This is a genomic window from Mesorhizobium sp. P2_E10, assembly GCF_056404235.1.
Genome location: NZ_JBFUEK010000001.1, coordinates 510,073 through 536,362 on the forward strand (window position 1 = coordinate 510,073; position 26,290 = coordinate 536,362).

At 62.9% G+C, this 26,290-nt stretch carries 26 protein-coding genes and 1 tRNA gene; 8 read left to right on the forward strand and 19 right to left on the reverse strand.

Annotated features, from left to right (window positions below):
* Positions 1-214: 214 nt before the first annotated feature.
* The 3 genes from gyrB to AC1D0N_RS02555 all read right to left on the reverse strand — a co-directional run bounded on the left by gyrB (position 215) and on the right by AC1D0N_RS02555 (position 6,121).
* A complete protein-coding gene (gene gyrB, locus AC1D0N_RS02545) occupies positions 215-2,686 on the reverse strand; it encodes a DNA topoisomerase (ATP-hydrolyzing) subunit B (RefSeq protein ID WP_477241066.1) in 2,472 nt (823 codons plus the stop codon).
* 144 nt (positions 2,687-2,830) lie between these two features.
* Positions 2,831-5,461 (reverse strand): caspase family protein, encoded by a 2,631-nt coding sequence (locus tag AC1D0N_RS02550; protein WP_477241068.1) that lies wholly within the window; start codon positions 5,459-5,461, stop codon positions 2,831-2,833.
* Positions 5,462-5,551: 90 nt separating this feature from the next.
* The gene (locus tag AC1D0N_RS02555) at positions 5,552-6,121 is read right to left on the reverse strand and encodes an NADPH-dependent FMN reductase (protein ID WP_477241070.1); all 570 of its coding nucleotides are present in this window, start codon (positions 6,119-6,121) and stop codon (positions 5,552-5,554) included.
* Between the two features lie 171 nt (positions 6,122-6,292).
* Here AC1D0N_RS02555 and AC1D0N_RS02560 point away from each other — a divergent pair, with 171 nt between their 5' ends.
* On the forward strand, positions 6,293-7,669 hold the full coding sequence (locus AC1D0N_RS02560) for a cytochrome P450 (protein WP_477241072.1): 1,377 nt from the start codon (positions 6,293-6,295) through the stop codon (positions 7,667-7,669).
* 52 nt (positions 7,670-7,721) lie between these two features.
* On the opposite strand, the gene AC1D0N_RS02565 is transcribed toward AC1D0N_RS02560, so the two are convergent.
* Together AC1D0N_RS02565 and AC1D0N_RS02570 are read right to left on the reverse strand one after the other, a co-directional pair.
* Positions 7,722-8,696 (reverse strand): complex I NDUFA9 subunit family protein, encoded by a 975-nt coding sequence (locus AC1D0N_RS02565; RefSeq protein WP_477241074.1) that lies wholly within the window; start codon positions 8,694-8,696, stop codon positions 7,722-7,724.
* A 207-nt stretch (positions 8,697-8,903) separates the two neighbouring features.
* The gene (locus AC1D0N_RS02570) at positions 8,904-9,185 is read right to left on the reverse strand and encodes a hypothetical protein (RefSeq protein WP_477241076.1); all 282 of its coding nucleotides are present in this window, start codon (positions 9,183-9,185) and stop codon (positions 8,904-8,906) included.
* A gap of 138 nt (positions 9,186-9,323) precedes the next feature.
* Here AC1D0N_RS02570 and AC1D0N_RS02575 point away from each other — a divergent pair, with 138 nt between their 5' ends.
* Entirely contained in the window at positions 9,324-9,782 is a 459-nt protein-coding gene (locus AC1D0N_RS02575; protein WP_477241078.1) for a hypothetical protein, read from the forward strand.
* Between the two features lie 53 nt (positions 9,783-9,835).
* Here AC1D0N_RS02575 and AC1D0N_RS02580 read toward each other — a convergent pair whose 3' ends face one another.
* The 5 genes from AC1D0N_RS02580 to AC1D0N_RS02600 form a co-directional block, all read right to left on the reverse strand.
* The gene (locus tag AC1D0N_RS02580; RefSeq protein WP_477241858.1) at positions 9,836-10,837 is read right to left on the reverse strand and encodes an Ldh family oxidoreductase; all 1,002 of its coding nucleotides are present in this window, start codon (positions 10,835-10,837) and stop codon (positions 9,836-9,838) included.
* 144 nt (positions 10,838-10,981) lie between these two features.
* Positions 10,982-11,791 (reverse strand): ABC transporter permease, encoded by an 810-nt coding sequence (locus AC1D0N_RS02585; RefSeq protein WP_477241080.1) that lies wholly within the window; start codon positions 11,789-11,791, stop codon positions 10,982-10,984.
* Positions 11,791-12,504 carry an ABC transporter permease gene (locus tag AC1D0N_RS02590; protein ID WP_477241860.1) on the reverse strand — a complete coding sequence of 238 codons (714 nt, stop codon included), beginning with the start codon at positions 12,502-12,504 and terminating at the stop codon, positions 11,791-11,793. Before AC1D0N_RS02590 ends, AC1D0N_RS02585 begins: the two co-directional genes overlap by 1 nt.
* 139 nt (positions 12,505-12,643) lie before the next feature.
* Complete coding sequence (locus AC1D0N_RS02595) at positions 12,644-13,438, reverse strand: transporter substrate-binding domain-containing protein (protein WP_477241082.1); 795 nt, start codon at positions 13,436-13,438, stop codon at positions 12,644-12,646.
* A 53-nt stretch (positions 13,439-13,491) separates the two neighbouring features.
* Positions 13,492-14,304 (reverse strand): ABC transporter ATP-binding protein, encoded by an 813-nt coding sequence (locus AC1D0N_RS02600; protein WP_477241862.1) that lies wholly within the window; start codon positions 14,302-14,304, stop codon positions 13,492-13,494.
* A 219-nt stretch (positions 14,305-14,523) separates the two neighbouring features.
* Between AC1D0N_RS02600 and AC1D0N_RS02605 the strand changes: the two genes are divergently transcribed.
* Both AC1D0N_RS02605 and AC1D0N_RS02610 read left to right on the forward strand, forming a co-directional pair.
* Entirely contained in the window at positions 14,524-15,372 is an 849-nt protein-coding gene (locus AC1D0N_RS02605) for a dimethylarginine dimethylaminohydrolase family protein (RefSeq protein WP_477241864.1), read from the forward strand.
* Entirely contained in the window at positions 15,369-16,961 is a 1,593-nt protein-coding gene (locus AC1D0N_RS02610; protein WP_477241084.1) for a 5-guanidino-2-oxopentanoate decarboxylase, read from the forward strand. Before AC1D0N_RS02605 ends, AC1D0N_RS02610 begins: the two co-directional genes overlap by 4 nt.
* Here the strand turns inward: AC1D0N_RS02610 and AC1D0N_RS02615 are convergent.
* Positions 16,948-17,127: a hypothetical protein gene (locus AC1D0N_RS02615; protein WP_477241086.1), complete on the reverse strand. Its 180-nt coding sequence runs from the start codon at positions 17,125-17,127 to the stop codon at positions 16,948-16,950. The two genes, AC1D0N_RS02610 and AC1D0N_RS02615, sit on opposite strands and share 14 nt — an antisense overlap.
* Between AC1D0N_RS02615 and AC1D0N_RS02620 the strand changes: the two genes are divergently transcribed.
* A complete protein-coding gene (locus AC1D0N_RS02620) occupies positions 17,126-17,923 on the forward strand; it encodes a capsular polysaccharide synthesis protein (protein ID WP_477241088.1) in 798 nt (265 codons plus the stop codon). The genes AC1D0N_RS02615 and AC1D0N_RS02620 overlap by 2 nt on opposite strands.
* 117 nt (positions 17,924-18,040) lie before the next feature.
* Positions 18,041-18,748, forward strand: a complete 708-nt coding sequence (locus tag AC1D0N_RS02625) for an SDR family NAD(P)-dependent oxidoreductase (protein WP_477241090.1) — start codon at positions 18,041-18,043, stop codon at positions 18,746-18,748.
* Positions 18,749-18,847: 99 nt separating this feature from the next.
* Here the strand turns inward: AC1D0N_RS02625 and rpsA are convergent, their stop codons facing one another.
* The 5 genes from rpsA to aroA form a co-directional block, all read right to left on the reverse strand.
* The gene (gene rpsA / locus AC1D0N_RS02630; RefSeq protein WP_477241092.1) at positions 18,848-20,545 is read right to left on the reverse strand and encodes a 30S ribosomal protein S1; all 1,698 of its coding nucleotides are present in this window, start codon (positions 20,543-20,545) and stop codon (positions 18,848-18,850) included.
* A gap of 205 nt (positions 20,546-20,750) precedes the next feature.
* Positions 20,751-21,398 (reverse strand): (d)CMP kinase, encoded by a 648-nt coding sequence (cmk, locus tag AC1D0N_RS02635; protein ID WP_477241094.1) that lies wholly within the window; start codon positions 21,396-21,398, stop codon positions 20,751-20,753.
* A gap of 75 nt (positions 21,399-21,473) precedes the next feature.
* On the reverse strand, positions 21,474-22,079 hold the full coding sequence (locus AC1D0N_RS02640; protein WP_477241096.1) for a hypothetical protein: 606 nt from the start codon (positions 22,077-22,079) through the stop codon (positions 21,474-21,476).
* A 6-nt stretch (positions 22,080-22,085) separates the two neighbouring features.
* A complete protein-coding gene (locus AC1D0N_RS02645) occupies positions 22,086-22,448 on the reverse strand; it encodes a hypothetical protein (protein ID WP_477241098.1) in 363 nt (120 codons plus the stop codon).
* 86 nt (positions 22,449-22,534) lie between these two features.
* Entirely contained in the window at positions 22,535-23,893 is a 1,359-nt protein-coding gene (aroA, locus tag AC1D0N_RS02650; RefSeq protein ID WP_477241100.1) for a 3-phosphoshikimate 1-carboxyvinyltransferase, read from the reverse strand.
* Between the two features lie 195 nt (positions 23,894-24,088).
* Here aroA and AC1D0N_RS02655 point away from each other — a divergent pair, with 195 nt between their 5' ends.
* Together AC1D0N_RS02655 and AC1D0N_RS02660 are read left to right on the forward strand one after the other, a co-directional pair.
* On the forward strand, positions 24,089-24,478 hold the full coding sequence (locus AC1D0N_RS02655) for a TIGR02300 family protein (protein ID WP_477241102.1): 390 nt from the start codon (positions 24,089-24,091) through the stop codon (positions 24,476-24,478).
* 172 nt (positions 24,479-24,650) lie between these two features.
* A tRNA-Ala gene (locus AC1D0N_RS02660) sits at positions 24,651-24,726 on the forward strand.
* Positions 24,727-24,760: 34 nt separating this feature from the next.
* Here the strand turns inward: AC1D0N_RS02660 and AC1D0N_RS02665 are convergent.
* The 3 genes from AC1D0N_RS02665 to AC1D0N_RS02675 all read right to left on the reverse strand — a co-directional run bounded on the left by AC1D0N_RS02665 (position 24,761) and on the right by AC1D0N_RS02675 (position 26,251).
* Complete coding sequence (locus tag AC1D0N_RS02665) at positions 24,761-25,408, reverse strand: helix-turn-helix domain-containing protein (RefSeq protein WP_477241104.1); 648 nt, start codon at positions 25,406-25,408, stop codon at positions 24,761-24,763.
* Between the two features lie 103 nt (positions 25,409-25,511).
* On the reverse strand, positions 25,512-25,643 hold the full coding sequence (locus AC1D0N_RS02670) for a hypothetical protein (protein ID WP_477241106.1): 132 nt from the start codon (positions 25,641-25,643) through the stop codon (positions 25,512-25,514).
* Positions 25,640-26,251, reverse strand: coding sequence for a DUF4118 domain-containing protein (locus AC1D0N_RS02675; RefSeq protein ID WP_477241108.1), 612 nt, complete (start codon positions 26,249-26,251; stop codon positions 25,640-25,642). The genes AC1D0N_RS02670 and AC1D0N_RS02675 overlap by 4 nt, the downstream gene beginning before the upstream one ends.
* Between the last annotated feature and the right edge of the window lie 39 nt (positions 26,252-26,290).

Here is a 26,290-nt window from a genome sequence, read left to right on the forward strand (position 1 = left end):
CACCTATCGCACGAAAAGCATGATGAGAATGATGATTGGAATCGGAATCCCGAGCAACCAGAGCAAGATACCACGTCCCATGAAGACCTCCTGTGAGAAATTGTGATCGATGTTGTCACAATGTCTTGGAAGGGCTTCTGTTCCCGCCGATGCTCAATGATTTTGTTGTGCAGGATCAGGCATTGGCGCGGTGAGCCGCGCCAATGCTTCGATATCAGATATCCAGATTGGCGACCGAGAGCGCGTTTTCCTGGATGAACTCGCGCCTGGGCTCGACTTCGTCGCCCATCAGCCGCGAGAACAGGCTGTCGGCGTCGGTGGCGTCATTGACCTTGACCTGCAGCAGCGAGCGCACATTCGGGTCGAGCGTGGTTTCCCACAGCTGCTCGGCGTTCATTTCGCCAAGGCCCTTGTAGCGCTGCATGGTCAGGCCTTTGCGGCCGGTGGCAAAGACGGCGTTCAGCAGCGCCAGCGGTCCCGAGATGGTTTCGGAAACCTCCTTGCGGCGCAGCACCGGCGGCTCGCCATAGACCTCGGTGAGGCGCGGCGCATAGCGGTCGAGCTGGCGCGCATCGGCCGAATTGATCAGCCCGAGATCGAGATGCGCGAATTCCTTGACGCTGCGCACCGTGCGCTCGAACACATAGCCGCCGGTGCCCTCGTTCGAGGTCGACATCCGGCCGGTCCAGCCGCGCTCCGTGTCCTCGGCGATGATGTCGAGACGCTTGGCAACACGCTCGGCCATGGCGTTGGCGCGGCCGAGATCGGCAAACACATCCGGGTTGAGGCCGCCGGCAATCGCCGCCTGCTCGACCACGCCTCTGTTGTAGCGCGTGTGCAGGCCGTTGATCAGCTGGCGCACCGCCAGCGCGTCGTCGATGGCGCTGCGCAGGTCCTGTCCGGTGCGCACCTCGCCCGAACCGAGCGAAAGCGATGCCTCTTCCAGTCCCGAGCCGATCAGGAATTCCTCGAAGGCGCTCTCGTCCTTGATGTATTGCGAGCTCTTGCCGCGCGTCACTTTGTAGAGCGGCGGCTGGGCGATGTAGAGATGGCCGCGCTCGATCAGTTCCGGCATCTGCCGGAAGAAGAAGGTGAGCAGCAAGGTGCGGATATGGGCGCCGTCGACGTCGGCGTCGGTCATCAGGATGATCTTGTGGTAGCGCAATTTGTCGGCGTTGAACTCGTCCTTGCCGATCGATGTGCCGAGCGCGGTGATCAGCGTGCCGATCATCTCGGAGCCGAGCATGCGGTCGAAGCGGGCGCGCTCGACATTGAGGATCTTGCCGCGCAGCGGCAGAATGGCCTGGTTCTGGCGCGAGCGGCCACCCTTGGCCGAGCCGCCGGCCGAGTCACCCTCGACGATGAAGATCTCGGACTTCGCCGGGTCGCGTTCCTGGCAGTCGGCCAGCTTGCCGGGCAGCGAGGTGACGCCGAGCGAGCTCTTGCGGGTGATGTCGCGCGCCTTGCGCGCGGCTTCGCGCGCCGCGGCCGCCTGGATAACCTTGTCGATGACCACCTTGCCTTCGGACGGGTGCTCCTCAAGCCAGGTGCCGAGCGCCTCGTTGACCAGACCTTCCACCACCGGGCGAACCTCGGACGAAACCAGCTTGTCCTTGGTCTGCGAGGAGAATTTCGGATCAGGAACCTTGACCGACAGCACCGCCGTCAGGCCTTCACGACAATCATCGCCGATCAGCGCCACCTTTTCCTTCTTGGTCAAGCCTGAGGACTCGCCATAGCCGGTGATCTGGCGCGTCAGCGCGCCGCGGAAACCAGCCAGATGGGTGCCGCCGTCGCGCTGCGGGATGTTGTTGGTGAAGGCCAAAACATTCTCGTGGTAGCTGTCGTTCCACCACATGGCGACTTCGACGGTGATGCCGTCGCGCTCGGCCTTGATGGCGATCGGCTTGTCGATCAGCGGCTTCTTGACCCGGTCGAGATATTTGACGAACTCTTCCAGACCGCCATCATAGTGCAATTCATGGCGCACGATGTCGGCATGGCGGGCATCGGTCAGAATGATGCGCACGCCGGAATTGAGGAAGGCGAGCTCGCGCAGCCGGTGTTCCAGCGTGCCGAAGTCGAACTCGACCATGGTGAAGGTTTCGGACGACGGGAAGAACGTGATCGCGCTCCCGCTGCGGCCCTCATAAGTCCCTGGCTGCTTGTCCTGCTCGTAGCTGCCTGTCGCCTTCAGCGGCGCATCGGCATTGCCGTGGGTGAAGCTCATCTCGAAGATCTGGCCGTTGCGGCGGATCTTCAGCTTCAGCCAGGCCGACAGCGCGTTGACCACCGACACGCCGACGCCGTGCAGGCCGCCCGACACCTTGTAGGAGTTCTGGTCGAATTTGCCGCCGGCATGCAGCTGCGTCATGATCACTTCGGCCGCCGAAATGCCTTCGCCGGTGTGGATATCCGTCGGAATCCCGCGGCCATTGTCGATAACCGTCACCGAACCATCGGGGTTGAGCGTCACGGTGACCAGGTCGGCATGGCCTGCCAGCGCCTCGTCGATGGCGTTGTCGACCACCTCATAGACCATGTGATGCAGGCCCGAACCGTCGTCGGTGTCGCCGATATACATACCCGGCCGCTTGCGGACGGCGTCCAACCCCTTCAAAACCTTGATGGAATCGGCGCCGTATTCGGCTTCGGCGCCGTTGGTGTTCTCGGTCTGGTCGCTCATGAAAACCTATCGTCTGGATGCCGCTTGTACAGCGCGAAAAATCGGCCCCGAATCGCGCCTCTGATATCGTCTAGATATAGGCGCTAAAGGCGGTTTTTCCAAGGTTTGCGGCATTTCCGGGCCGAATCCCGAGCTGGCAGCCGGCTATTTTTTTCGAGCCCCGAATTTGGCCAGAAGGCCGCGCAGATATTTGATCGTGGGTTTGTCCCTGGGCGCCAGTCGCCCCGTGCGATCGAGCTCCAATGTGATGTTCAACGCCTTGGTCAGCGCCGCCTTCGGATCTTTCGCCACATAGGCATAGTTAATGTAGGCCTGCACGAGATCAAACTGCCAGATCGCGTTGTCCGGATCGGTCTGAGCGAGCTTCTGGCGAATGCCGAGGCTGGCTTCGAAAGCGTTCTTGGAGCCCTCGAAGTGCCGTTGCTTGGTTTCCAGCAAGCCGATTTCCTCGAACGTGATCGACAGATCGCGTTGCCAGTCGGAATTGGCAGGGTCGAGCCTGGCCAGCCGGTCTGCAATGGCAAGGCTATCCTGATAGTTTTGCAATGCCCCGCTGACATCACCCTGGGCGTTGAGCACACCGGCAACCTTTTCCAGGCTGACCGACAGGCCGCGCTGCCAGTCGGTGTTGCCGGGATCGGTGGCGGCAAGATCACGCGCTATGTCCAGCGCCTGCTGGTAGGACTCCAGTGCGGGCGGCCAATCCTTCTGATCGCTGTACGCATTGCCGATCTTGGCGTAACTGACCGACAGGTCGCGCTTCAAATCGGTATCGTTGGGATCGCGGCGCACCAGCTCTTCGGCGATCGCCCGGCTCTTGTTGAAGGCCGTGAGCGCGCCGGCGGGGTCGCCGCGCTCGCGCAGCACATCCCCGATCCTGTCGTGGCTGACGGAGACAGCGCGCTGGCGCTTAGCGTCATCGGGTTTGTTCTCGGCCAGCGCCAGCCGAATTCTCAGGCTCTCTTCAAAGGCCGTCTGGGCGCCATCCAGTTGGCCGGCGGTGCGGGCAAGATCGCCGATCTCGTCATAGGTAATGGTCAGGTCGCGCAGCCGATAGGCGCTGTCCGGCTCCGCATCGGCCAGCTGCTGCTTGATGGCCAGGCTTTGTTGGTAGGCCTGGGCGGCGGCGCCCACATCGCCTTGCGTCGCCAGTACATTGCCGATCTTGTCATTGGCCATGGCAAGATCGCCGAGCCAGTCTTTCTTGTCCGGAACGCCTGTGGTCAGGTCCTGCAGCATGTCCCTGGCCGCCTCATAATTTTCCAGGGAGATCGGCAGGTCGCCTTGCGCCATCTTTATGTTGGCGAGCTTGATATGGCTGATGGCGAGATCGCGCTTGACGCTGGGATCGGTTTCCTGACGCGACCGCTGCTCGAGATTGGCCAACAATGCGGCAAAGGCACGGCCGGCGGCGTCGGTATTGCCAACGGTTGTGTAGAGAATACCGAGTTCCTCCAGCGTGCGGCTCTGGCGGTCGGCCTGTTCCAGGCTGAGCGAGGTCTGCCCGGCCTCGCCATAGAGTGCCAGCACGGACTCGTAGTCGCTGATGGCGGTAGCGTAGTCGAGATTGGCGCGTGCTGCGCCACCGGAAAGAAACCGCGTGGCGGCCTCGGAAAGGGTGCGGCTGACGAATTTGGCCTTCAAACTGTTGCGCGAGACATTGTCGATGTCGGCGGCCTTGGCAAGGATCACGCGTGCGCCATCGAAGGCGCCGAGCGACAACTGCTCTTCGGCCTGCCGGCGCAGTTCGCTCACCTTCGGGTCGTCGGCAGCCAGCGTCTTCATATCGTCGCGCACCTTGACGAAGGCATCAGCCGCCTCGCGCAGTTTGGCGTCCAGGCTCTCGCCGGAGAGGTGGCTGGTATCGGTGCTGATCAGCGCGCCATAGAGCGGCGCCAGCGGCATGTCTGCATCGCTGGCAATCTGCTCGACCTGGCCGCGCATCTCCGGCGTCACGTCGGCCATAGCGAGCAGCAACCGTTCACGTTCGGGCAATTGCCCCTTGGCCGCCGAGGCAAAGAACAGCTGCGGCAGGCCGCTCTCGACATAGGGCAGCTGTTTGCCGCGCGACAGGTCATAGACCTCTTGCTGCACCAGGGTCAGCACCGAGCGGATTTCAAGCCCGTCCGTGCCGAGATATTTGGTCAGCGCTGCCGTGAACGGCGAATTCGCGCCGCTGCCGTCGGCGGCCGTCTCGCCGGGCGACGCCGAAAAGGCAAACAGGATGTTTTCCGCCTTGCCGATGCGCCCGAGCCCCGGCTTGACCTTCTCAGTGACATCTTTGGCCAGCGATGTCGCACCGCGCCCTTCGCCACTGGCGCCTGCGAACGGATCGCTGCGGCAGGCGTCGAGCACGATCAGCCCGACCTTTGCCGAGGCGGCGACCGCATCGCGCACCTCTTCCAGCGGCAGGCTGGTCTTCTCCAACGCGTCGAGCGAGGAAGCGTCTGCGTCGACCGGCAGCAGCCGGTTGTCGCCCGACATCTCGACGCCATGGCCGGAGAAATACACCAGCGCCACGTCGGCACCCTTGGCGTCCTCGCGAAAATCGTCGAGCGCGCGGCGCATGCGCCTGAGGTCACGGTTGGTTTCGAGAATGACTTCGAAGCCGAGCTTCTTCAGCGCCGCTTCCATCGCCTCGCCGTCATGGACCGGATTGGCGAGCGGCCGGATCAGCCGGTAGTCGTCATGGGCGATGACCAGCGCAACGCGCCGCTCCGCCACGGCCGTGGCAGTCGCCGACAAGATCAGCAGCAAGGCAAACAGCAAGCGCAAGTCGAACCGCCCCCGGCTCCTTCATTTGCGCGAACATTCCACCTCTTTATGGCATGAGCAAGCCTAGCTTTTGGCCGAAAACCGGCTCGTTCAGGCAGCCCGCATCGGCTTCAGCGCGTCGGTCCAGCGCAACAGCTCGTCCAGCATCGCTTTGGCTCCGCCAGCCACCTGTTCGCTGGCGTTGAAAGCCCCGTTCTCGTCGAGCAGTTTTTGGTACATCGGCAGCGCGACTCCTTCGGGGATCGGCATCACCCCGACCGCGGTCAGCAGTGGCTTGAGCGCCTGCGCCGCGCGCAGGCCGCCGGAGACGCCGCCATAGCTGAAAATGGCGGCGGGTTTGTACTTCCACTCGCGCAAGAGATAATCGATCGCGTTGACGATCGCCGGAGCGACGAAATAATTATACTCCGGCGCCACGAAGACAAAGGCGTCGGCGGCGTCGATCGCCTTCGACCAGGCCTTCGTGTGGTCCTTCTCGTATTTGCCGAGTTTTGGATAATGCGGCTCGTCCAGCACCGGCAGGTGGAACGCGGCGATGTCGGTCAGCATCGGCTCGAATTTTCCGTGTTCGCGCGCGAAACCCTCCAGCCACTCTGCAAAAACTGGCCCGGCGCGGCCCGGCCGCGTGCTGCCGATGATGATGTTCAACTGGTGCTTCAAGGGGGCTCCTGGCGGTATCTGTTAGTGACCGCCACCTAAGCCATGCCGCTCGCAGCGACAAGAAGGCACCTCGCGGTAACCGGTCACATCTAGGAGAGCAGGGCCTTGCTGTTCGGTCACATGGACGCCTGCTTTGCGGCTCACTACATTGGGTCATCAGCGGAGCACAGCATGGACAGTCAGCCCGCCCCCTTCGTCCCGCCAGCACCGAAGCCGCGCACCACGCCGCCTTCGACGCTGGAGATGATCCGTATCGTCTACCGCAACCCGCTCGAACTGTGGGGCGAGCACACCTACAACGAGCCTTGGATTTCGGCCAATGGCGTTGGTGGACATCTGATTGTTGCCAACGATCCCGGCCTGATCCGCCATGTGCTGGTCGACAATGCGAAAAACTACAAGATGGCGACGGTGCGTCAGAAAATCCTGCGGCCGATCCTGCGCGACGGCCTGCTGACCGCCGAAGGCGAGGTGTGGAAGCGCTCGCGCAAGGCTATGGCGCCGGTGTTCACGCCGCGCCACATCTTTGGCTTCGCCGCGCCGATGCTGAAACGCACGCAGGAGTTCGTCACCCGCTACGAGGGCGGCGCCACCTCGGACATCGCCCATGACATGACGCTGCTCACCTACGACATCCTGGCCGAGACGCTGTTTTCCGGCGAGATCGCAGGCGAGCCGGGCAGTTTCGCCAACGAGATCGACCGCCTGTTCGAGACCATGGGCCGCGTCGATCCGCTCGACCTGTTGCGGGCGCCCGACTGGCTGCCGCGACTGACCCGCATCCGTGGCCGCAAGACCATGGCCTATTTCCGCAAGATCGTCACCGACACCGTCAAGCTGCGCGAGGAGAGGATCAAGCGCGACCCTGATACCGTGCCGCAGGACTTTCTCACGCTTCTGCTCAAGGCCGAAGGGCCGGACGGGCTGACGCGGGCCGAGGTCGAGGACAACATTATCACCTTCATCGGCGCCGGCCACGAAACCACCGCGCGGGCGCTGGGCTGGACGCTCTATTGCCTCGCCGAATCACCGTGGGAGCGCGACAGGGTTGAGCGCGAGATCGATCAGGTGCTGGCGCGCGAGCCCGACCCGACGAAATGGCTCGATGCCATGCCATTCACCCGCGCCGCCTTCGACGAAGCGCTCAGGCTCTATCCGCCGGCGCCGTCGATCAACCGCGAGCCCATCGAACCGGAAACCTGGAACGACCTTTACATACCTAAGCATGCCGCGGTGCTGGTGATGCCGTGGGTCGTCCATCGCCACAGGAAGCTGTGGGACCGGCCTGACGCCTTCATGCCGGAGCGGTTCCATCCGGGAAACCGCGAAAAGATCGACCGTTTCCAGTATCTGCCGTTCGGCGCCGGTCCACGCGTCTGCATCGGCGCCAGCTTTGCCATGCAGGAGGCGATTATCGCGCTGGCCATCATGCTGTCGCGCTTCCGCTTCGACAGCACAGCCGACACCAAGCCGTGGCCCGTACAGAAGCTGACGACGCAGCCGCAGGGTGGTTTGCCGATGCAGGTCACGCCGCGCAAGGCGCGCTGAATTTCAGGTGATGCCGGCCTGTCTCAAAACGCCTTTGGGCAGGTACGCTGAACTAAGCGGCGGGCCGGCGCTGGAACTGGCCGGCGGCGCGAAAACGCCAGAGATAGCTCGGCAGGATCGTTCCGATCGACTGCGGCTGGATGCCGAGGCCGGTCAGCGTCCTGTTGTCCTTGGTGGCCGCGTCCGACACGATGTTGTGTTCGCGCAGCTGCATCACCTGGTCCTTGGTCAGCAGCGGATTGGGCAACAGGCCGAGGATCGATGCCTGCAGGTTGGCCACCCACCACGGCACCGGCACCAGCAGCCGCTTGCGCTCGATCACGGCAAGCAGCTCTTGCATGCACTCCTTGAAAGTCAGCACCTGCGGTCCGCCGAGTTCGTAGGTCTGGCCGCCCTTGACCTTGCCTTCGACCGAGCGCGCAACCACCTCGGCGACATCGCCGACATAGACCGGCTGGAACTTGGTCTGGCCGCCGCCGATCAGCGGCAGCACCGGTGAATAGCGCGCCATGTTGGCGAAGCGGTTGAAGAAGCCGTCTTCCGGTCCGAAATTGATCGACGGCCGCAAGATGACGGCATCCGCGACCGTCTCCAGGACCGCCTTTTCGCCGAGCGCCTTGGTACGCGCGTAGTCAGACTGCGATTTGGCGTCCGCACCCAGCGCCGAGATGTGGGTGAGGCCGGCGCCGACCGAGCGCGCGGCTTCAGCGATAGCGCGGGCGCCGAACTCATGCACGGCGCCGAATTTCTGCCGACCGCCCTCATGCAGGATGGCGACCAGGTTGACGACATGGTCGGCGCCTTGCACGGCGCGGTCGACCGACCAGCGCATGCGCACATTGGCCTGCACCGGCTGGATCTGGCCGACATTGCCGAGCGGCTGCAGATGTCCCGCGAGATCGGGTCGGCGGCAGGCGACCCGGATGCGGTAGCCGCGCTTGGCCAGCGCCCGCACGACGTGGCGGCCGACAAAGCCTGACCCACCGAAGACGACGACGAGCTTGGGGGTCTGCAGGATTTCGGTCATGGCTGGCTCCGGCGCTCGAAAGCTTGGCTGAAGCCGTTTCTTAATCCGTTTCGCGCCAAAGGCAAAGAGCGACCAGAGGTCGCCGGCAGCCTGGCTTGGAACATGCCCTTTTGCGGGTCGGCAAAATGCAGAAAACCCCGCCGAAGCGGGGTTTTCCGGGTGACTCCATGCGGTGTCAGGGGCCGACGGACCTGACCTGAGACGGTATCAGGAGGGCGTGAAGCAAGTACGCCCACCCCAACCCTGAACATCCGACATGGTGCCGCCTACCTGCTTGCAGGCCGCGATGAAGTCGGCGCTGCAATTGGCGAATTTGGCGTGGCCGTTCTTGCAATAGTGATCCTCGGTGGCGCCGCCGCTTGGCGCGGCAATGACGCCTGGCGCGGACGGCTTGACTGGTGCGCTCTTCAGCGTTGCGGCCTGGGTGGCGCCCATGAAGGAGCCGAGCAGAAGGACAGCGGTCAGGATGGTGGTCTTGGTGTTGGTCATGATGATTTCCTTTGATTGGGTGGGTTTCCGAGGCGCGAAGGGACGCACCCTTCACGTGAAGCAGGATCTCGATACGAGTTTGTTGTTCCCCTCGGTGATCGGGCGAGCTCACCTCGCCCTGGACAAGGATGGGTCGCCGTGACCCGCAGAAAGGTTCAAGCGCGTTCGCAAAAAATGCACGCCGCCTCGCCGCAAGGCCCGGCTGGTCCCGCCGATCAAGATCAATCAACCGTGGAGGCGACCGGGTTCAGTGCCCTCGGAACTTTTGTCCGGCTGGCGATTTTGGATGTATGCTGTGATTCCGAATGGAGGATATTGCCGATGACGACAAAACGCGTTGCGACCGTCGCTCTCGCTTTCGCAATAGGCAGCAGCGTTTGCGCCGCGGCGTTCGCGGGCGAACGGCATCACCGACAGAAACCTCAACCCGAGCGCTACGTTCCCGCCGATGGCAACATCATCGACATCTTGTTCGGCGGCCCGCGCTACTATGATCAGCAGTTGTTCACGACTGCGGCTGGAGCGTGCTCCTACGACAAGGTAGGACCGGATGCGAATGCGTTGAACAAGATCAACGATCACCACTGCGGCAAGTAGGGTCGCGCTGCCGGATCGGCAGGCGCCAGCCAATTATTGGACGAAGAAATTATTCAGGCGGAATAGCGCTCGGCGAATTCGGAAATGCGCTGGATCACCGCCTTGGGCGCTGTGATGCCTCGCGCTTGTGCCTTCTCCGCCGCTTCGGCCCGCGCGCGGCCGGGCACGTGCACGCCATAGCGCCGGCGCAGCCGGTCGAGCTGATCCTTCATACGCTGCTCGAAGTCCGGGTCGAGCAGCTTGGGCTCGACGGCAAGCACGAACAGGCCGGTTCCGGGGCTGTCCGGTCCGCCGCTGAACCATGGCGCATCGAGCGACCAGTTGGCGCCCGACAGGCCGGCTGCCAGCACCTCGACCATCAGCGCGATGTTGGCGCCGCGCTGACCGCCGAAGGCAAGCATGGCGCCTTTCATGGCGGCGGCGGGATCGGTGGTTGGATTGCCGCTGACATCCAGCGCCCAGCCCTCAGGAATTTTCTTGCCATCCTCGGCCGCCTTGCGGATGTTGACGAAGGCGGTGGCGCTCGACGACTGGTCGATGACCAGCGGCGCCCCGTCGGCGGCGGGAGCGGCAAAGGACATCGGGTTGGTGCAGTAGACCGGCTTGATTGAGCCCGAGCCGGCAAGCACGGCAGGTCCGTTGGTCGCCGCGAAGGACACCATCCCCAGTGCCGCCAGCCGCCCTGTGAAATAGCCGAGCGCGCCGCAAGTATAGGCGTTCTTCTGCGAAAAGATGGCGACGCCGAACAGTTTTGCCGCCTTGGCGAGGTCCTCGATGGTGCGATCGAAGCCAGTATGCGCCAGGCCGCCGCGCGCATCGGAGAGATAGACCGCCAGCGCCGGCCGGGTGATCACCGGGTCGGCATTGCCGTCGATGCGGCCGGCTTCCAGCGCCTCGAGATAGTCGATGAAATGCGACAGTCCGACTGTCGACAGCCCCTCCGCTTCGGCGGCGATGATCGAGGCGGTCAGCGATTGCGCCGCTTCCTCATTGGCGCCGGCGCCGAGCGCCGCCATCCGGCACAGTCCTTTTGCCTGGTCGAGACTGAGTTGCATCATGGCCGTCCTGCGATTGCGATAACTGGTTGGCTGGGTCTAACAGCACATGAGGCGGTGTTTGTGTTGAAAATCGTCCGCAACTGCAAGAAAAACGGCGGACAAGTCCGCCGTTGCAAACTCGGGTTACGAACCCGTCCGACTCTAGCCGATCTTGTTCGGGATCCGCGCCTCGATCCTGCTGAAGGCGAAGACCAGAATGCCGGTGATCGTCATGTAGATCAGCGCCAGCAGCAGCAAGGGTTCATAGGTCAGGTAGGTATCCTGCCGCACCTTGGACGAGACGGCGAAGATGTCGATGACGCTGATCGTCGCCACCAGCGGCGTCGACTTCAGTTGCAGCACGGTTTCGCCGGTCAGCGTCGGCAGCGCCCGGTAGACGGCCTGCGGCAGCCAGATGCGCCGAAAAGTCTTCCAGCGGCTCATGCCGAAGGCGCGGGCCGCTTCCAGCTGGCCTTTCGGCACACCGGCAAAGGCGCCGCGCATCACTTCGCCTTCATAGCCAGCGAACGACAAGGTCAGCGCCAGCACGCCATAGGGCCATGCTTGCCTGAGATACGGCCACATCCAGGACTCGCGTATCCAGGGATATTGCGGAAACAGCGAGCCCAGCCCGTAGTAGAGCAGCCAGAGCTGTATCAGCAGCGGCGTGCCTCTGATGATGGTGCAGAAGGCCTTGGCCGGTGCAGCGAACCAGAAGGAGCCGGCAGCCTGCGCCAGTCCGAGCGGCACGGCCAGCAGGAAGCCCAGAAAGCAGGTGACAGCCAGGATCCACAGCGCGCGCCAGATGCCGAGCAAGCCCATTTCGTAATATTGCGGTAGCCAGTCCCAGCGCATGAAGAAGGCGGCCGCCAGAACCAGTCCAAGCGCGATCAGGATCAGCACGATGCGGTGCGGTTGCAGCCACAGCGAAGTCCGCGCGGCGACATTGATGATGGCAGCTTCGCCGGCCATCAGCGCGCTTCCTTGAGCGAAGGCATGCCGCGCTTGGATCGGGCCTCGACGCGACCGATGAGGAAGTTCGAGACTAAAGACACCACAAGATAGAGCAGGGCTGCAGCAAAAAAGAAGGTAAAATAGGCCTTGGTCACGCCCGCTGCCTGCCGCGTCGCAAGAGCCAGTTCTTCGAAGCCGACGACGGCCAGGAGAGCGGTGTCCTTGGTGGCGATCAGCCACAGATTGGCGAGCCCCGGTATGGCGAAGGGCAGCATCGCCGGCAGCGTAATGCGCCTCAGCATCAGGCCGGGCGACATGCCGTAGGCACGCGCCGCTTCGATTTGCCCCTGCGGAATGGCAAGGATCGCGCCGCGTATGACCTCGGTCGAATAGGCGCCCTGCACGAAGCCGAGCACGAAGATGCCGGCCGCCAGTCCGCTAATGTCGATGCGCTGGTAGCCCATAGCCGCCAGCATCTGATTGATCAAATCGGTGCCGGCGTAGTAGAGTAGCAGGATCAGCACCAGTTCCGGCACGGCGCGCACGACAGTGGTGTAGACCGCGAGCAGGTCGCGCACCACGGGGCCGCCATAGAGTTTGCCGAAGGCGCCGGCAGTGCCGATCATAAGACCGAGGCAGGTGGCGCCGAGCGCGATCTCGAGCGAATGCAGAAGGCCGAGCAGGAGCTTACCACCCCAGCCGGGTGGCGTGGGGGAGAGAAGCTCGATGATGCCGGCCGCCGAGGCCGAAAGAAATGCGTCGATCAGCGTCGCCCCCGAATGGCTGGCTCAACCGCTGGCGACATCCGCCAGCGGAAAGCTTTCATGGATGACCATACGGCGGGCCGTATGGTCATTCGCTCAAGCGCGGTCAGTTCGACTGCGCGTCGCTGCCATAGATGTCGAAATCGAAATATTTCTTCGAGATCTCTTCATATTTGCCGTTGGCGCGGATGGCCTTGATGCCGGCGTTGATCTTGTCCTTCAGCTCGGTGTCTTCCTTGCGGATGCCGGCGCCGACGCCTGGCCCAAGAACCTCGAGATCCTGCTCGACCATGCCTTTCAGGTCGCAGCACGCCTTGCCCTGGTCGGATTTCAAGAACTCGCCAAGCGCGATCGAGTCGGCCTGCACCGCGTCGAGACGACCAGCGGCGAGATCCTGGTTGGCCTCGTCCTGCGTCTGATACTCCTTGATTTCGGCGGCGCCGGTGAAGTGCTTCTTGGCATAGACGGCATGCACCGTCGACACCTGCACGCCGATGACCTTGCCCTTGAGGTCGTCAGGCGTGGCACCGAACTTCTGGTCCTTCGGGCCGATGATGGCGGTCGGCGTGTTGTAGTATTTGTCGGAGAAGCTGATCGTCTTTTCGCGTTCGGCGGTGATCGACATCGAGGCGGCGATGACGTCGATCTTCTTGGTCGTCAGCGCCGGAATGATGCCGTCCCAGCCGACCGGGGTGATGACGCAGTCGAGCTTCTCTTCGGCGCAGACGGCATCGATGAACTCGATTTCCCAGCCGACCCACTTGCCGGAGGCGTCCGGTGAGGCGAAGGGCGGATAGGGTTCAGCGGCGACGCCGATCTTGACCGGATCGGCCTTGGCCACGCCCATTGCGGCGACGCCGAGCAGCAGCGCTGCGGCAAATGTCTTCAAAACGGTCTTCATTTCGTAAACTCCCAGTTTGTTGTTGGTTCCCCGGTCTTTTCGTCCGCCTCGGCTTAGCCGATGTTGCGGATGAATTGCTTGAGCCTTTCGGATCTCGGGGCGCCGAAGATCTGCTCCGGCGGCCCTTCCTCCTCGACCAGCCCGTTGTAGAGATAGACGACATGCGTCGCGACCTCGCGGGCAAACTTCATTTCGTGCGTGACCAGCACCATGGTGCGGCCTTCGCGCGCCAGGTCGCCGATCACCCTCAGCACCTCGCCGACCAGTTCCGGGTCGAGTGCCGAGGTCGGCTCGTCGAACAGCATGACGCGCGGATTGATGGCGAGCGCTCGGGCGATCGCCGCGCGCTGCTGCTGGCCACCCGAGAGATAGGCCGGATAGACGTCGCGCTTTTCGGCCAGGCCGACGCGCGCAAGCAGTTTTTCGGCTTCCGCGATGGCGATATCGCGCTTGACCCCCAGAACATGCACCGGAACCTCGATGACGTTCTCGATTAGCGTCATATGGCTCCACAGATTGAAGTTCTGGAACACCATGCCGAGCTTGGAGCGGATGCGTTCGATCTGCCTGCGGTCGGCCGGAATGGTGTGGCCGTGGCTGTCTGCCTTCAGCCGGATTTCCTCGCCATTGACGCGGATGATGCCGCTGGTCGGGTTTTCCAGGCAGTTGATGCAGCGCAAAAGCGTCGACTTGCCGGAGCCGCTGCCGCCGATGATGGCGATCACCTCGCCGTCGCGCGCCGACAGCGAAACGCCCTTCAGCACATGCAGTTGGCCGAATTTCTTGTGAAGATTCTCGACATGGATGGCTTCGGCGGCGCCGTCCTGCGCGGTGTGTTTCAGTGCCGATGCAGTACCCTGCGCCATCATCTTGCCGGCGCTCCGCGGAGTGGCCGGACTCGTCGCTGCTCGATTTTTTTACCCATTACCCGTCACTGGACAGAGTTCCCATGCTCAAGATGGACCGTTCCGCTTGCCTCCGTCAACCATGGTTTTTGGACCATTGATCACGGCTGGCTGAGTGGCTATTGGCAGGAAGGGGATTTTCAGGAGAGTTTAGTGGGCAAAACTTACGGGTCACAGTCCATGGCCGGGGCGCTGCAGCGTGTGCTGATGCGTTCCGCCGCCAGCGCCATGCGTCACGCCAAGGCGCCGGAGTGGCACTATGGCCCGGGCTTTGACCCACACAAGGCAGCCGCCCAGCATGAGGTGTTGGCGAGGCTGGTCGCCTCATCCGGCGCCGAGATCGAATGGCTGACCGACGCCGATGACGGTCTTGCCGATTCCGTCTTCACCCACGATCCGTCCTTGATGACCGATCACGGCGCCATCATTCTGGCCATGGGCAAGGCCTTGCGCCGGCCCGAACCCGGCTTGCACGAGGCGGCCTACATCAGCATGGGCGTACCCATCCTCGGCCGCATCGATCCTCCCGGCCAGGTCGAGGGTGGCGATTGCGTCTGGGTGGATGCCAACACGCTGGCGGTCGGCCGCGGTGTGCGCACCAACCAGGACGGCATCCGGCAGCTCTCGGATCTGCTCTCGCCCAAAGGCATCGAGGTTTTCGGCTTCGACCTGCCGCTGTGGCACGGCGAGGAAGCCTGCCTGCATCTGATGTCGGTGATCAGCCCGCTCGCCGACGATCTGGCGCTGGTCTACGCTCCGCTTCTGCCGGCCGCCTTCTACCAGATGCTGAACGCGCGCGGCATTCGCCTGATCCAAGGCGACGCCGGCGAGTTCCATGCCTCCAACGGGCTCAGCCTCAATGTGCTGCCGACCGCGCCGCGCCAGGTGATCGCCGTTGCCGGCTTTCCCAAGACCGCGGCAGCCATGCAGGCCGCCGGCTGCACGGTCACGACTTTCGAGGCGGATGCGCTGTGCATCGCCTGCGAGGGCGGTCCAACCTGCCTCACGCGCCCGGTGCTCAGACAATGACGACCCTTGGGACGACCGTCGGCGAAGCGCTCATTTCCCTGCTCGAAGCCCATGGCGTCGACACCGTCTTCGGCATTCCCGGCGTGCACACGGTCGAGCTCTATCGCGGACTGGCGCGGTCGAACATCCGCCACGTCACGCCGCGCCACGAGCAGGGCGCCGGCTTCATGGCCGACGGCTATGCGCGGGCCAGCGGCAGGCCGGGCGTCGCCTTCGTCATCACCGGACCGGGGCTGACCAACACCATCACCGCCATGGGCCAGGCGCGCGCCGATTCGGTGCCGATGCTGGTGATCTCAGGCGTCAATGCGACGCCGACGCTGGGCAAGGGGTTCGGCCATCTGCACGAACTGCCCGACCAGCGCGGCATGATGGAGAAGGTGGCGCTGTTTTCGCAGCGGGTCACCGACGCCAGCGAACTGCCCGGCGCGCTCGCCCGCGCCTTCGCGCTGTTTTCGTCCGCGCGCCCCGGCCCGGTGCATATCGAGATCCCGACGGATGTCATGGTCAAGCCGGCCGACGGCCTCGTCGCGTTGCTGAGCAACGCAGCACCACCCACGCCGGATACCGCTGCCATCGCCGAGGCGGCAAAGCTTGTCGCGGCCGCGCGCCGCCCGCTGATCCTGGCAGGCGGTGGCGCCAGCCGGGCCGAAGCGCCGCTGCAACGCCTGGCCGAATTGCTCGGCGCGCCAGTCGTCCAGACGGCCAATGCCCGCGGTCTGTTGCATCGCCATCCATTGTGCGTGCCGGCCAGCCCCAGCCTGAAGGCGGTGCGGGCGCTGATGGCAGACGCCGATCTGGTGATCGCCGCCGGCACGGAATTCGGTCCGACCGACTATGATGGCTACAGCGATGGCGGCTTTGTGCTGCCGGCCAATTTGATCCGCATCGACATCGGCGCCGACCAGCTTGCCCGCCGGCCAGCGACGGTTTCGATCCAGGCCGATTGCAGCGCTGCTCTCGAAGCGCTGTTGGCCGAAATCGGCGCCGCCCCGGCAGTGTCCGGCGAGGGTCCGGCCCGCGCCGCGGCAACGCGGCAAGCGGCGTTTGCCGAGCTCAGCTCGACGCTGCAGGCGCAGACGCACGCCGTCGAGGCGATCCGCGATGCGTTGCCCGGCTCGATGATCGTCGGCGATTCGACCCAACCGGTCTACGCCGCCAATCTCTACTACGACCACGATCGCCCGGGCGGCTGGTTCAACGCCGCCACTGGTTTTGGCGCGCTCGGCTATGGCCCGCCGGCGGCGATCGGAGCCGCCCTTGCCATGCCGGGTGTGCCGGTCGTCTGTCTTACCGGCGACGGTGGTTTTCAGTTCACCTTGCCGGAACTCGGCGCGGCACTGGATGCGGCGGCGCCGGTGATCTTTGTCGTCTGGAACAATCGCGGCTACCGCGAGATCGAAACCTCGATGCTCGATGTCGGCGTCGAGCCGGTTGGCGTATCGCCGGCTCCGCCGGATTTCTGCAAGCTGGCCGAAGCCTATGGCATCGCCGCCGAGCGGCTTGCCGACATCGATGGACTGGCGGTCGCCCTCAAGCGCGCGCGGGCAACCGGAAAACCGCACGTCATCGAAATTACCGTGGATTGAGCCCTGTGACAGGGGATAGCGATGACCGGTCGGCGCGTTCGTTTTTCAGCGAGCCGACGCCGATCCGCGATCCGCTGACAATTCCGTATCTGGCCGCGCCGCGCTGGGTGGCGTCCTCACGCGCCTTGCCCTGGCCGTTGCGAAGGCGTGCCGCGAAGTTTTGCATGACCTACGCGCGAAAGCGCGACTGGCGTTCCCGTCATATCGCCGTCGACCATTCGCAATGGTGCTCCACCAGCAAGCCGACCGGCGGCCTCGGCCCGATATGGCAATATTGGGCGCAAGGCGCCGACGAGGCGCCACCGGTGATCAAGGCATGCCTGCGATCCGTGGAGCGTCACAAGGGCGACCGCGAACTCGTCGTGCTCGACGACAAGACTATTGAAAACCATGTCGACCTGCCAGGCCACATCTGGGACAAGCGCCGGCGCCAGTTGATGGGCAGTCAGCACTTTTCCAACTTCGTTCGCCTCAGCCTGCTTCACCGTCATGGCGGGACGTGGCTCGACGCCACGATCCTGTTGCGGCAGCCCGTTCCCGCCGAAATCGAGCGCGAGGATTTCTACATCCTGCGCGAAACCAATCGCCACGCCCGGCTTGTGGAAACCTGGTTCATTCACGCCCGCAAGGGACATCCGCTGGTCGAGACCGTGCTGCACGGCTTGGCGGATTACTGGAAGACGTACGACACGCTTCACCAATATTTCATGTTCCCGCACCATTTAGAGGCTTCGCTTCTCCTGCACCGTCAGCTTCGGCATGATTTCCTGCGCATGCCCCAGGTCAGCGCGGATCGACCACATGAGCTGCAATGGCTGCTCTTCGAGCCTTTCGATGAAGTCGCTCATCGCGCCGTCTTCGATCGTTTCTGGCTGCACAAGCTCACCCACTGGGCCGAGCGCCCGGAGACCAGCAAGCATCTGCTCTGGGACGCGATCGTCGCTGGTTGGCCGACGACTTGAAGCGATGCAAAGAAGCGACCCTGCCATGTCGATATTTCAGTTGAGCAATCATGCGAAAGGCGCGACCTTTGCCACCGGCGCGGCATAAGCATAAAAAAATAACAGGAGCGGTCGAAGATGACGCAAACACTTGATGGCAAGCATATTGTGGTGACCGGCGGCACCGGGGCTCTCGGCGGCGCGGTTGTCGGCAAGCTGCTGGGTGAGGGCGCCATCTGCCATGTCCCCAATGCCCATGCCGCGGCGCCTTCGCACTTCCCCTTCGCGGCCGACGATCGCGTCCGGCTGGTGCACAATGTCGATCTCTCCGACCCCGCCAAGGTCGAGGCGTTTTACAGCCAGGTTCCAGGTCTGTGGGGATCCATCCATCTGGCCGGCGGCTTTGCCTCGGCACCTGTGGAAAAGATCGAGTCCGCTTCCTTTGCCGAGATGATGGATACCAATGCCCGCACCGCCTTCCTGTGCTGTCGCGCCGCGGTGCGCTCGATGCTGGCATCCGCCACGGCGGGCCGCATCGTCAACATCGCCGCGCGGGCTGCATTGGAGCCGCGCAAGGGCGCCGGCAGCGTCGCCTACGCAGCCAGCAAGGCGGCGGTCGCCGCGATGACGGTGGCGATGGCCGAGGAGCTGAAGCACAAGGGCATCCTGGTCAACGCTGTCGCGCCATCGACGCTCGACACGCCGGCCAACCGCGCCGACATGCCGGATGCCGATTTCACCAAATGGGTCAGCCTGGAAGCGGCCGCCGAGGCGATCGCCTATCTCGCCTCGCCGGCCAATCTGGCGATGAGCGGCACGCTGGTGCCGCTTTACGGCAGGGCTTGAACTCAAAAAAACAGTTCAAAGAAAAACCCCGCCGGATCGCTCCGGCGGGGTTTTTCATTTCGAATGACGACCGCGCGACGAGCGCGGCGTCGTTGTCTTTTAGCTGCCCTGCTTCTTCAGCGCGGCGCCCAGGATGTCGCCCAGCGAAGCGCCGGAGTCGGTCGAGCCGTACTGTGCGACTGCTTCCTTCTCTTCGGCGATTTCCAGCGCCTTGATCGAGACCTGCAGCTTGCGGGTCTTCTTGTCGAAGGCGATGACGCGAGCGTCCAGCTTCTGGCCGACCGAGAAGCGCTCGGGGCGCTGCTCGTCACGGTCACGGCTGAGGTCGTTGCGCTTGATGAAGGTCTCGACGCCGCTGTCGACCAGCCGCACTTCCAGACCGCCATCCTTGATGCCGGTGACTTCACAGGTGACGACCGCGTTCTTGCGCAGTTCGCCGGAAGTCGCCGCTTCGCCGACCGTATCCTTGGCCAGTTGCTTGATGCCGAGCGAGATGCGCTCCTTGTCGATGTCGACGTCGAGCACCTGCGCCTTGACCATGTCGCCGCGATTGTACTCTTCGATCACCTGCTCGCCCGGACGGGTCCAGTCGAGGTCGGAGAGATGGACCATGCCGTCCACGTCGCCTTCGAGGCCGATGAACAGGCCGAACTCGGTCTTGTTCTTGACCTCGCCCTCGACCTGGCTGCCGACCGGATGGCTCGAGGCGAAAGCCTGCCACGGATTCTCGAGCGTCTGCTTGAGGCCGAGCGAGATGCGGCGCTTGGCCGGATCGACCTCGAGCACCACCACGTCGACTTCTTGCGTCGTCGACAGGATCTTGCCGGGGTGCACGTTCTTCTTGGTCCACGACATTTCCGAAACGTGGATGAGGCCTTCGATGCCCGGCTCCAGCTCGACGAACGCGCCGTAGTCGGTGATGTTGGTGACGGTACCCTTGATCTTCTTGCCGATCGGGAACTTGGTCCCGATCTCGGACCACGGATCGCTCTCGAGCTGCTTCATGCCGAGCGAGATACGGTGGGTTTCCTGGTTGATGCGGATGATCTGCACCTTGACCGTCTGGCCGATGTTGAGGATCTCGGTCGGATGGTTGACGCGGCGCCATGCCATGTCGGTGACATGCAACAGGCCGTCAATGCCGCCGAGGTCGACGAACGCACCGTAATCGGTGATGTTCTTGACGACGCCTTCGACAACCTGGCCTTCTTCGAGGTTCTGCACGATTTCCGAACGCTGTTCGGCGCGGCTTTCCTCGAGCACGGTGCGGCGCGACACCACGATGTTGCCGCGGCGGCGATCCATCTTGAGGATCTCGAAGGGCTGCGGGTTGTGCATAAGCGGCGAGACGTCGCGGATCGGGCGGATATCGACCTGGCTGCGCGGCAGGAAGGCCACGGCGCCGTCGAGGTCGACGGTGAAGCCGCCCTTGACTTGGTTGAAGATCACGCCTTCGACGCGTTCACCCTTGGTGAACTTCTCTTCGAGACGGACCCAGCTCTCTTCGCGGCGGGCCTTTTCACGGGAAAGCATCGCTTCGCCAAGCGCGTTCTCGATGCGCTCGACATAGACTTCGACCGTGTCGCCGACCTTGAGGGTGGTGTCCTTGCCCTTGACGCCGAATTCCTTCAGCGGCACGCGGCCTTCGACCTTCAGGCCGACATCGATGATCGCCATGTCTTTTTCAATGGCGGTGATGATGCCCTTGACGACCTGGCCTTCGCCGGAATGGCCGGCGGTAAATGATTCTTCGAGCAGGCTCGCGAAATCATCGCGAGTGGGATTTGCAGCTGACATAGTTTCTCCTGGAGTGCCCCGCATCTGTCGCGGGACGGGCGCCGTGGGTTAGCGTTGCGTTAGCCTGCCGGCGTTCCGGGCAAAAAGCCCTTGGCCGCTCTTTAAGCGACAATTCCGGCGCATGAAGAATGCTGGCAGGCTGGTTCGTGCCCGATATGGGTATCTTTGTCGCCACCGGCAATCGGCAGCGCGTGGAAAACCCGGCTCAGGCTTTGTCTCTCTTGGCCAGAACGTCGTCGATGATCGCCATGGCTGCGAGAAACGCGGCTTCTATAGCCATTTCGCTGGTATCAAGCAAGTGCGCGTCGGCGGCGGGCTTCAGGGGCGAGTCGGCGCGGCCCATGTCGCGCTCGTCGCGGCGCACGATATCGGCGAGGATTTCGGTGAAACTGGCGGTGCCGCCGATGCTTTCGATCTCGGCCAGCCGCCGCTGTGCCCGCACTTCGGCGCTGGCCGTCACATAGAGCTTGATGTCGGCGTCGGGGCAGACGACGGTGCCGATGTCGCGCCCGTCGAGCACCGCGCCCGGTGGCGCTTTGGCGAACTCGCGCTGCTTTTCGACGAGGATGCGCCGCACCGTTGGAAACACCGCTACTTTCGAGGCCGCCTCGCCAACCGCATGCGCGGAAAGCACAGCGCGGTCGAGCTTTGCCATGTCGACCTGCCGCGCCGCGGTTTCGGCCGCCGAGACATTGTCCAGCGGCAAGGCGTGCTGCAGCAGCGCATAGGCCACCGCGCGATAGGTGAGGCCGGTGTCGAGCAGGTTCAGCCGATAGTGGTCAGCCAGCCGCCGGGCCAGCGTGCCTTTGCCGGCGCCGGCGGGTCCGTCGATGGCGATGGTGAAGGGCTTCATGCAAACCTTTTGGTGCAGCCGACGCAGACGTGATTGTTGTTAGCGGTATGCGTGGACTCTTGTCGATCTGCAAAATTACGGCTGCGCGGGTTCCGCAGTCTTTTTTCTGCGCCGGCGTTCCTTCAAAAAAGCGGCGAAAAGAGCGAATGAAACAACGGTGAAAAATAGGAGGACGATCGGATGCAGCTTGTGGCTCGGGCCATCATTTTCCAACCCGAGCAATCTTGTGGCCAAGATGATGGCGCTCGAAAAGAAAAGGAATCCCGTCAGCCAGACTCCTTTGAGCAGTTGGGCGCTGCTTCCTTCCCGCCACACCTTAAGGAGGGCCGCAAGGAGAGCTGCCCTAAAATCAGAGATGCCTAGGAATTCTACCGGCACGGAAGATGGGGCGGCGAATCTTTTGACGTGAGCAATCGCCTGGAAGCGGGCAATGCTGAGTGCCGTATTGCCTGCCAGGTAAATTATCGCAGCGAGCCCGGCCCAATGCGTGGCGAGGTGTCCGACGTACCAAAGGAGTCCGAGACCTCCCATTGGAATCGTGGTCAGAACCGCTGTCCAATATTCGCGGCAAAAACGCTTCCTTATGAACTCGTATTGCTCGGGCGTTATCTTGTAAGCGCCGGTTCCTCTGCGAAAAGAAACGATGACAAACCCATCATCAGTCTTGGATCCGTTGCGCATATCGCCCTAACGCGCAGCAGGCCGCGCAAACGCCCTGAACAAAGAAAATACGCATCCCAGCGCATGGCCAAAAAAATACACGCTGAGGATCGCATAACCGCCCATTACGAAAAATATCGCGTTTGAGGGCATCACGGCTTTGATTAGTGCAAGCACCCAGTCAAAATGCAGGCCGTATGTGCAGCCTATCGGCCCACATGAAAAACCCACACTTGGAATGGTAAGCCCGGCCCAAAATGCCGCGATCAAACCGAAGCGCGCGAATGAATAATTCCGTTCATTGATCATCCTGGCCACGGATATGGCCTTTGCAATGATCAAAACGACACCCCCGACGATCGCAAGAAAAATCGAGGCTAGGATATTCATGGCTCTCCCCAATGCTAACTCGACCTTGAAGGACCGGCCTTAAGGAACAATTGAGTTGATAGCCAAATTTGACGACAATCCTGAGTTTAGGAAATCTCCGCGCCCAGCCCCTTCATCAGCCCCATAAACTCCGGAAAACTGGTCGCGATCATCGCCTGGTCGTCGATGGTGACAGGCTTCTCCGTCGCCAGTCCCATCACCAAAAAACTCATGGCGATGCGATGATCGAGGTGGGTCTGGACGGTGGTGCCCGGTCCATTGGGGTGCTGGCCCAGCCCCTTGCCGCCCGGCTTCCCGCGCACGGCAAGTGTCGCCTCGCCTTCGGTGCAATCGACGCCGTTGAGCTTCAATCCGTTGGCGACAGCTGACAGTCGGTCGGATTCCTTCACCCGCAGTTCTTCCAGCCCCTGCATCAGCGTCTCGCCCTCGGCGAAGCTGGCGGCGACGGCAAGCACCGGATATTCGTCGATCATCGTCGGCGCCCGCTCCGGCGGCACGGTGACGCCCTTCAGCTCGGAATAACGGACGCGCAGGTCGGCGACATCCTCGCCGCCTTCATTGCGTGGGTTGAGGATGTCGATCTTGCCGCCCATTTCCTGCAGCGTCAGCAAAAGTCCGATGCGGGTCGGGTTCATCAGCACGTTTTCGATGGTGATGTCCGAACCCGGCACGATCAGTGCCGCCACCAGCGGGAAGCCGGCCGAGGAGGGATCGCCCGGCACCGCGATGGTCTGTCCGGTGAGCTTGCCCTGGCCTTCGATGAAGATGTGGCGCACGCCGCGCTCGTCGGTCTCGACCGACAGATTGGCGCCGAAGCCCTTCAGCATCTTTTCGGTATGGTCGCGCGTCATCACCGGTTCGATGACGGTGGTGATGCCGGGCGTGTTCAGCCCGGCCAGCAGCACCGCCGACTTCACCTGCGCCGAGGCCATCGGCACCCGGTAGGTGATCGGCGCGGCGTGCTTGGGACCGCGCAGCGTGATCGGCATGCGGTCGCCCGGTGTCGCTTTCAGCACCTGCACGCCCATCTGGCGCAGCGGCTCCAGCACGCGGCCCATCGGCCGGCCGGACAAGGAGGCGTCGCCAATGAAGGTGGTTTCCATGTCGTAGGTGCCGACCAGGCCCATGGTGAGGCGCGAGCCGGTGCCGGCATTGCCAAAATCGAGCGGGCCTTCCGGCTGCAGCAGCGCGCCATTGCCGGTACCGCGGATTACCCACTCAGTGCCATGCTTCTCGATATGGGCGCCCATCGCCTTCATGGCGGCACCCGTGCGCATCACATCCTCGCCCTCCAGCAGCCCGGTGATACGGGTTTCGCCGGAAGCGAGACCCCCGAACATGAAGGAGCGGTGCGAGATCGACTTGTCGCCGGGTACGCGAGCGGCACCCGAAAGGGCTGATGATTTGCGGGCGGTGGCCGGCTTTGGGGCGGCAGTGTGCGACATGGTCTTTCCCTGGATGAAAATGCCGGCAGCCGGCCGTTTTCTTTTGGTTTGCGCGGTCTCGTATCACGGCGGACCGAAATGGTCATCCCCTTGCGCGAGGTCCAGCAAAGCCGGGATTTATGACGCTGGCTTTAGTCTTTGACAGCGCTGCAAACTGTGGTTATGGGGACCAAACTTTTATCGACGAGGCTTGCCGTGGCAAAAACCGAACTTGGCACCAAACGCATCGACCCCGAGACGGGTCGAAAATTCTATGACCTGAACAAGGACCCGATCGTCTCGCCCTATACCGGCAAGAGCTATCCGCGCTCCTATTTCGAGGAAGGCAAGATCGCCGCCATCGAAGAGGAAGAGGAAGTTGCCGAGAAGGAAGTCGACGCCGAGGAGGAAGAGGGCGTCGAGATCGTTCCGCTCGAAGAGGCGGACGAGGACGTCAAGGCCGACGATCTTCCCGATCTTGGCGACGACGAGGATGAAGTGGATCTCGGCGACGACGAGGATGACACTTTCCTTGCCGACGAAGAGGAAGAAGACGACGATGTCGCCGACATGATCGGCGTTGGCGACGACGACGACGAAGTCTGATCCGCCTTCTGACGCAAGCACTTGCCTGCTTTCTTGGGCTGTGACGAAAAAGCGGTTCTTGCAGGCTTGATATTCAGGGAAGGCGGGGTTAGAAGCCGCCTGCACTAACGGCGCGGTCTCAACCCGCGCCGGATCTCTTCGCCGGAAACGGCGCCGGCGAACTGCCGGAAGTGGGGCCATAGCTCAGTTGGGAGAGCGCTTGAATGGCATTCAAGAGGTCGTCGGTTCGATTCCGATTGGCTCCACCAGTCATCTTCCAGGCATTGATCTCGAATGCATGGATCATTCGCACATCGAACGCAGTGTTTCAGGCTTGCGGATTTCGAGGATACGAAGCCCGTGAAACTTCAGCACACCCTTGTCGCGCAATCTCGATAACACGCGCGATACCGTTTCGATCGTAAGGCCGAGGTAGTCGCCGATATCCTGGCGGGACATCGGCAGTTCGATCTGGTCGAGATCTCCCTGTCGTGCGGCCATGTCGACCAGGAAAGCAGCGATGCGTTCGATCGCCGTCTGCCGGCCGACAACCAGCAAATGTTCCTGGGCCCGCACCATGCAACGAAGGGCTAGCGGCAAAAGTTCCCGCGATCTGTCCAGGCCGGCCACCGGGCGGAATGTCCGCAGTCCTGTCGTGACGATGGCCTCGGCAAAGAAATGGTGGGTGAGGTCGGCTTCAAAGCCGAACGTCTCTCCCGCCAGATGGAAGGCCGTGATCTGCCTGCGCCCATCGGCCAGCAGCCGGTAGATGCGGACCGCGCCGAACTCGATCTGGTAGTGGGAAGCGACCTTTTTGCCCTGTGCGTAGATCTCCGAGCCTGCGTGGAAGAACGAGAGCGGCACCGGCCGGCCATCATTCGACACGTCCGGTCGCGGGACGAGGGCGGTCAGGATTTCGAAGGGCACCCGAGTGTCGACGATGGCGTTCATGGCTGTTCCCTTAATTTCGGTGGAATAGCCATCGCGCGGAATGCCGGTCTGCGAAATTGGGTTATGTCCTAAGGGATTCTACGTAATCAGCGAGGTGGCTGGCTTAGTCAGCTAGGACGTGGCGGGCCGAAAAGGCCTGCACCATATCGATCAGATCGTTCCCCTCGACCGGTTTGGTCAGGACGGCGAACCCCTCGGTGCCGGTTGGATCGACGTCTTCGACGAGCAGGATCACCCGCCCGGCAAAACCGGCAAGCGGCTGGCACCCGGCTGGGCTGAGCCGGATCGCACTTTCATCGACGATGATGCAGGGCCCGCTTCGGCATAGCCGAACTGCCGAACCGCGGCGGCATTGAATGAAACGATCGTGCCGTCCTTTTCGATGACGACGGTCGCGTCGGTCACTGTATCGAGAATGGAGCGAAGATGGGCCTCGCGGCCCCCCAGCGCGCTCTCAGCCCGGTCGATTGCCTTGCTGGCGTGGTGCAGCATTTCGCCCATCCAGGCGATTGCCAGGCCGACAGCGGCGAAGACGACGAATTCAACCGGATTGTGGGCGAGATCGGACTGAAGATTGTCCAGCCAGAACGCTCCGCCCAACGAAAGCGCCACGGACAACAGTCCAGGCCAGATGCCGCCGGCGATCGATGCGACGAGGATGGCCGGCGTGAAGAGGGTAAATGTCGCCCGGTCTTCGAGTAGGCCTTCCAGCAGAAGCCGGACAAGGACAGCGGCTGCGACCATGAAAATCGCCAGCAAATAGCCATTGCGTCCCTCGAAGCGGCGAGACAGCACCGCTTGCAGGAGACGTCCTTTGATGCCGGTAATGTCCCGCGCTGGCATGAAATTCGTTACCGCTGAGCTGAAAGGATACTGCCAAGC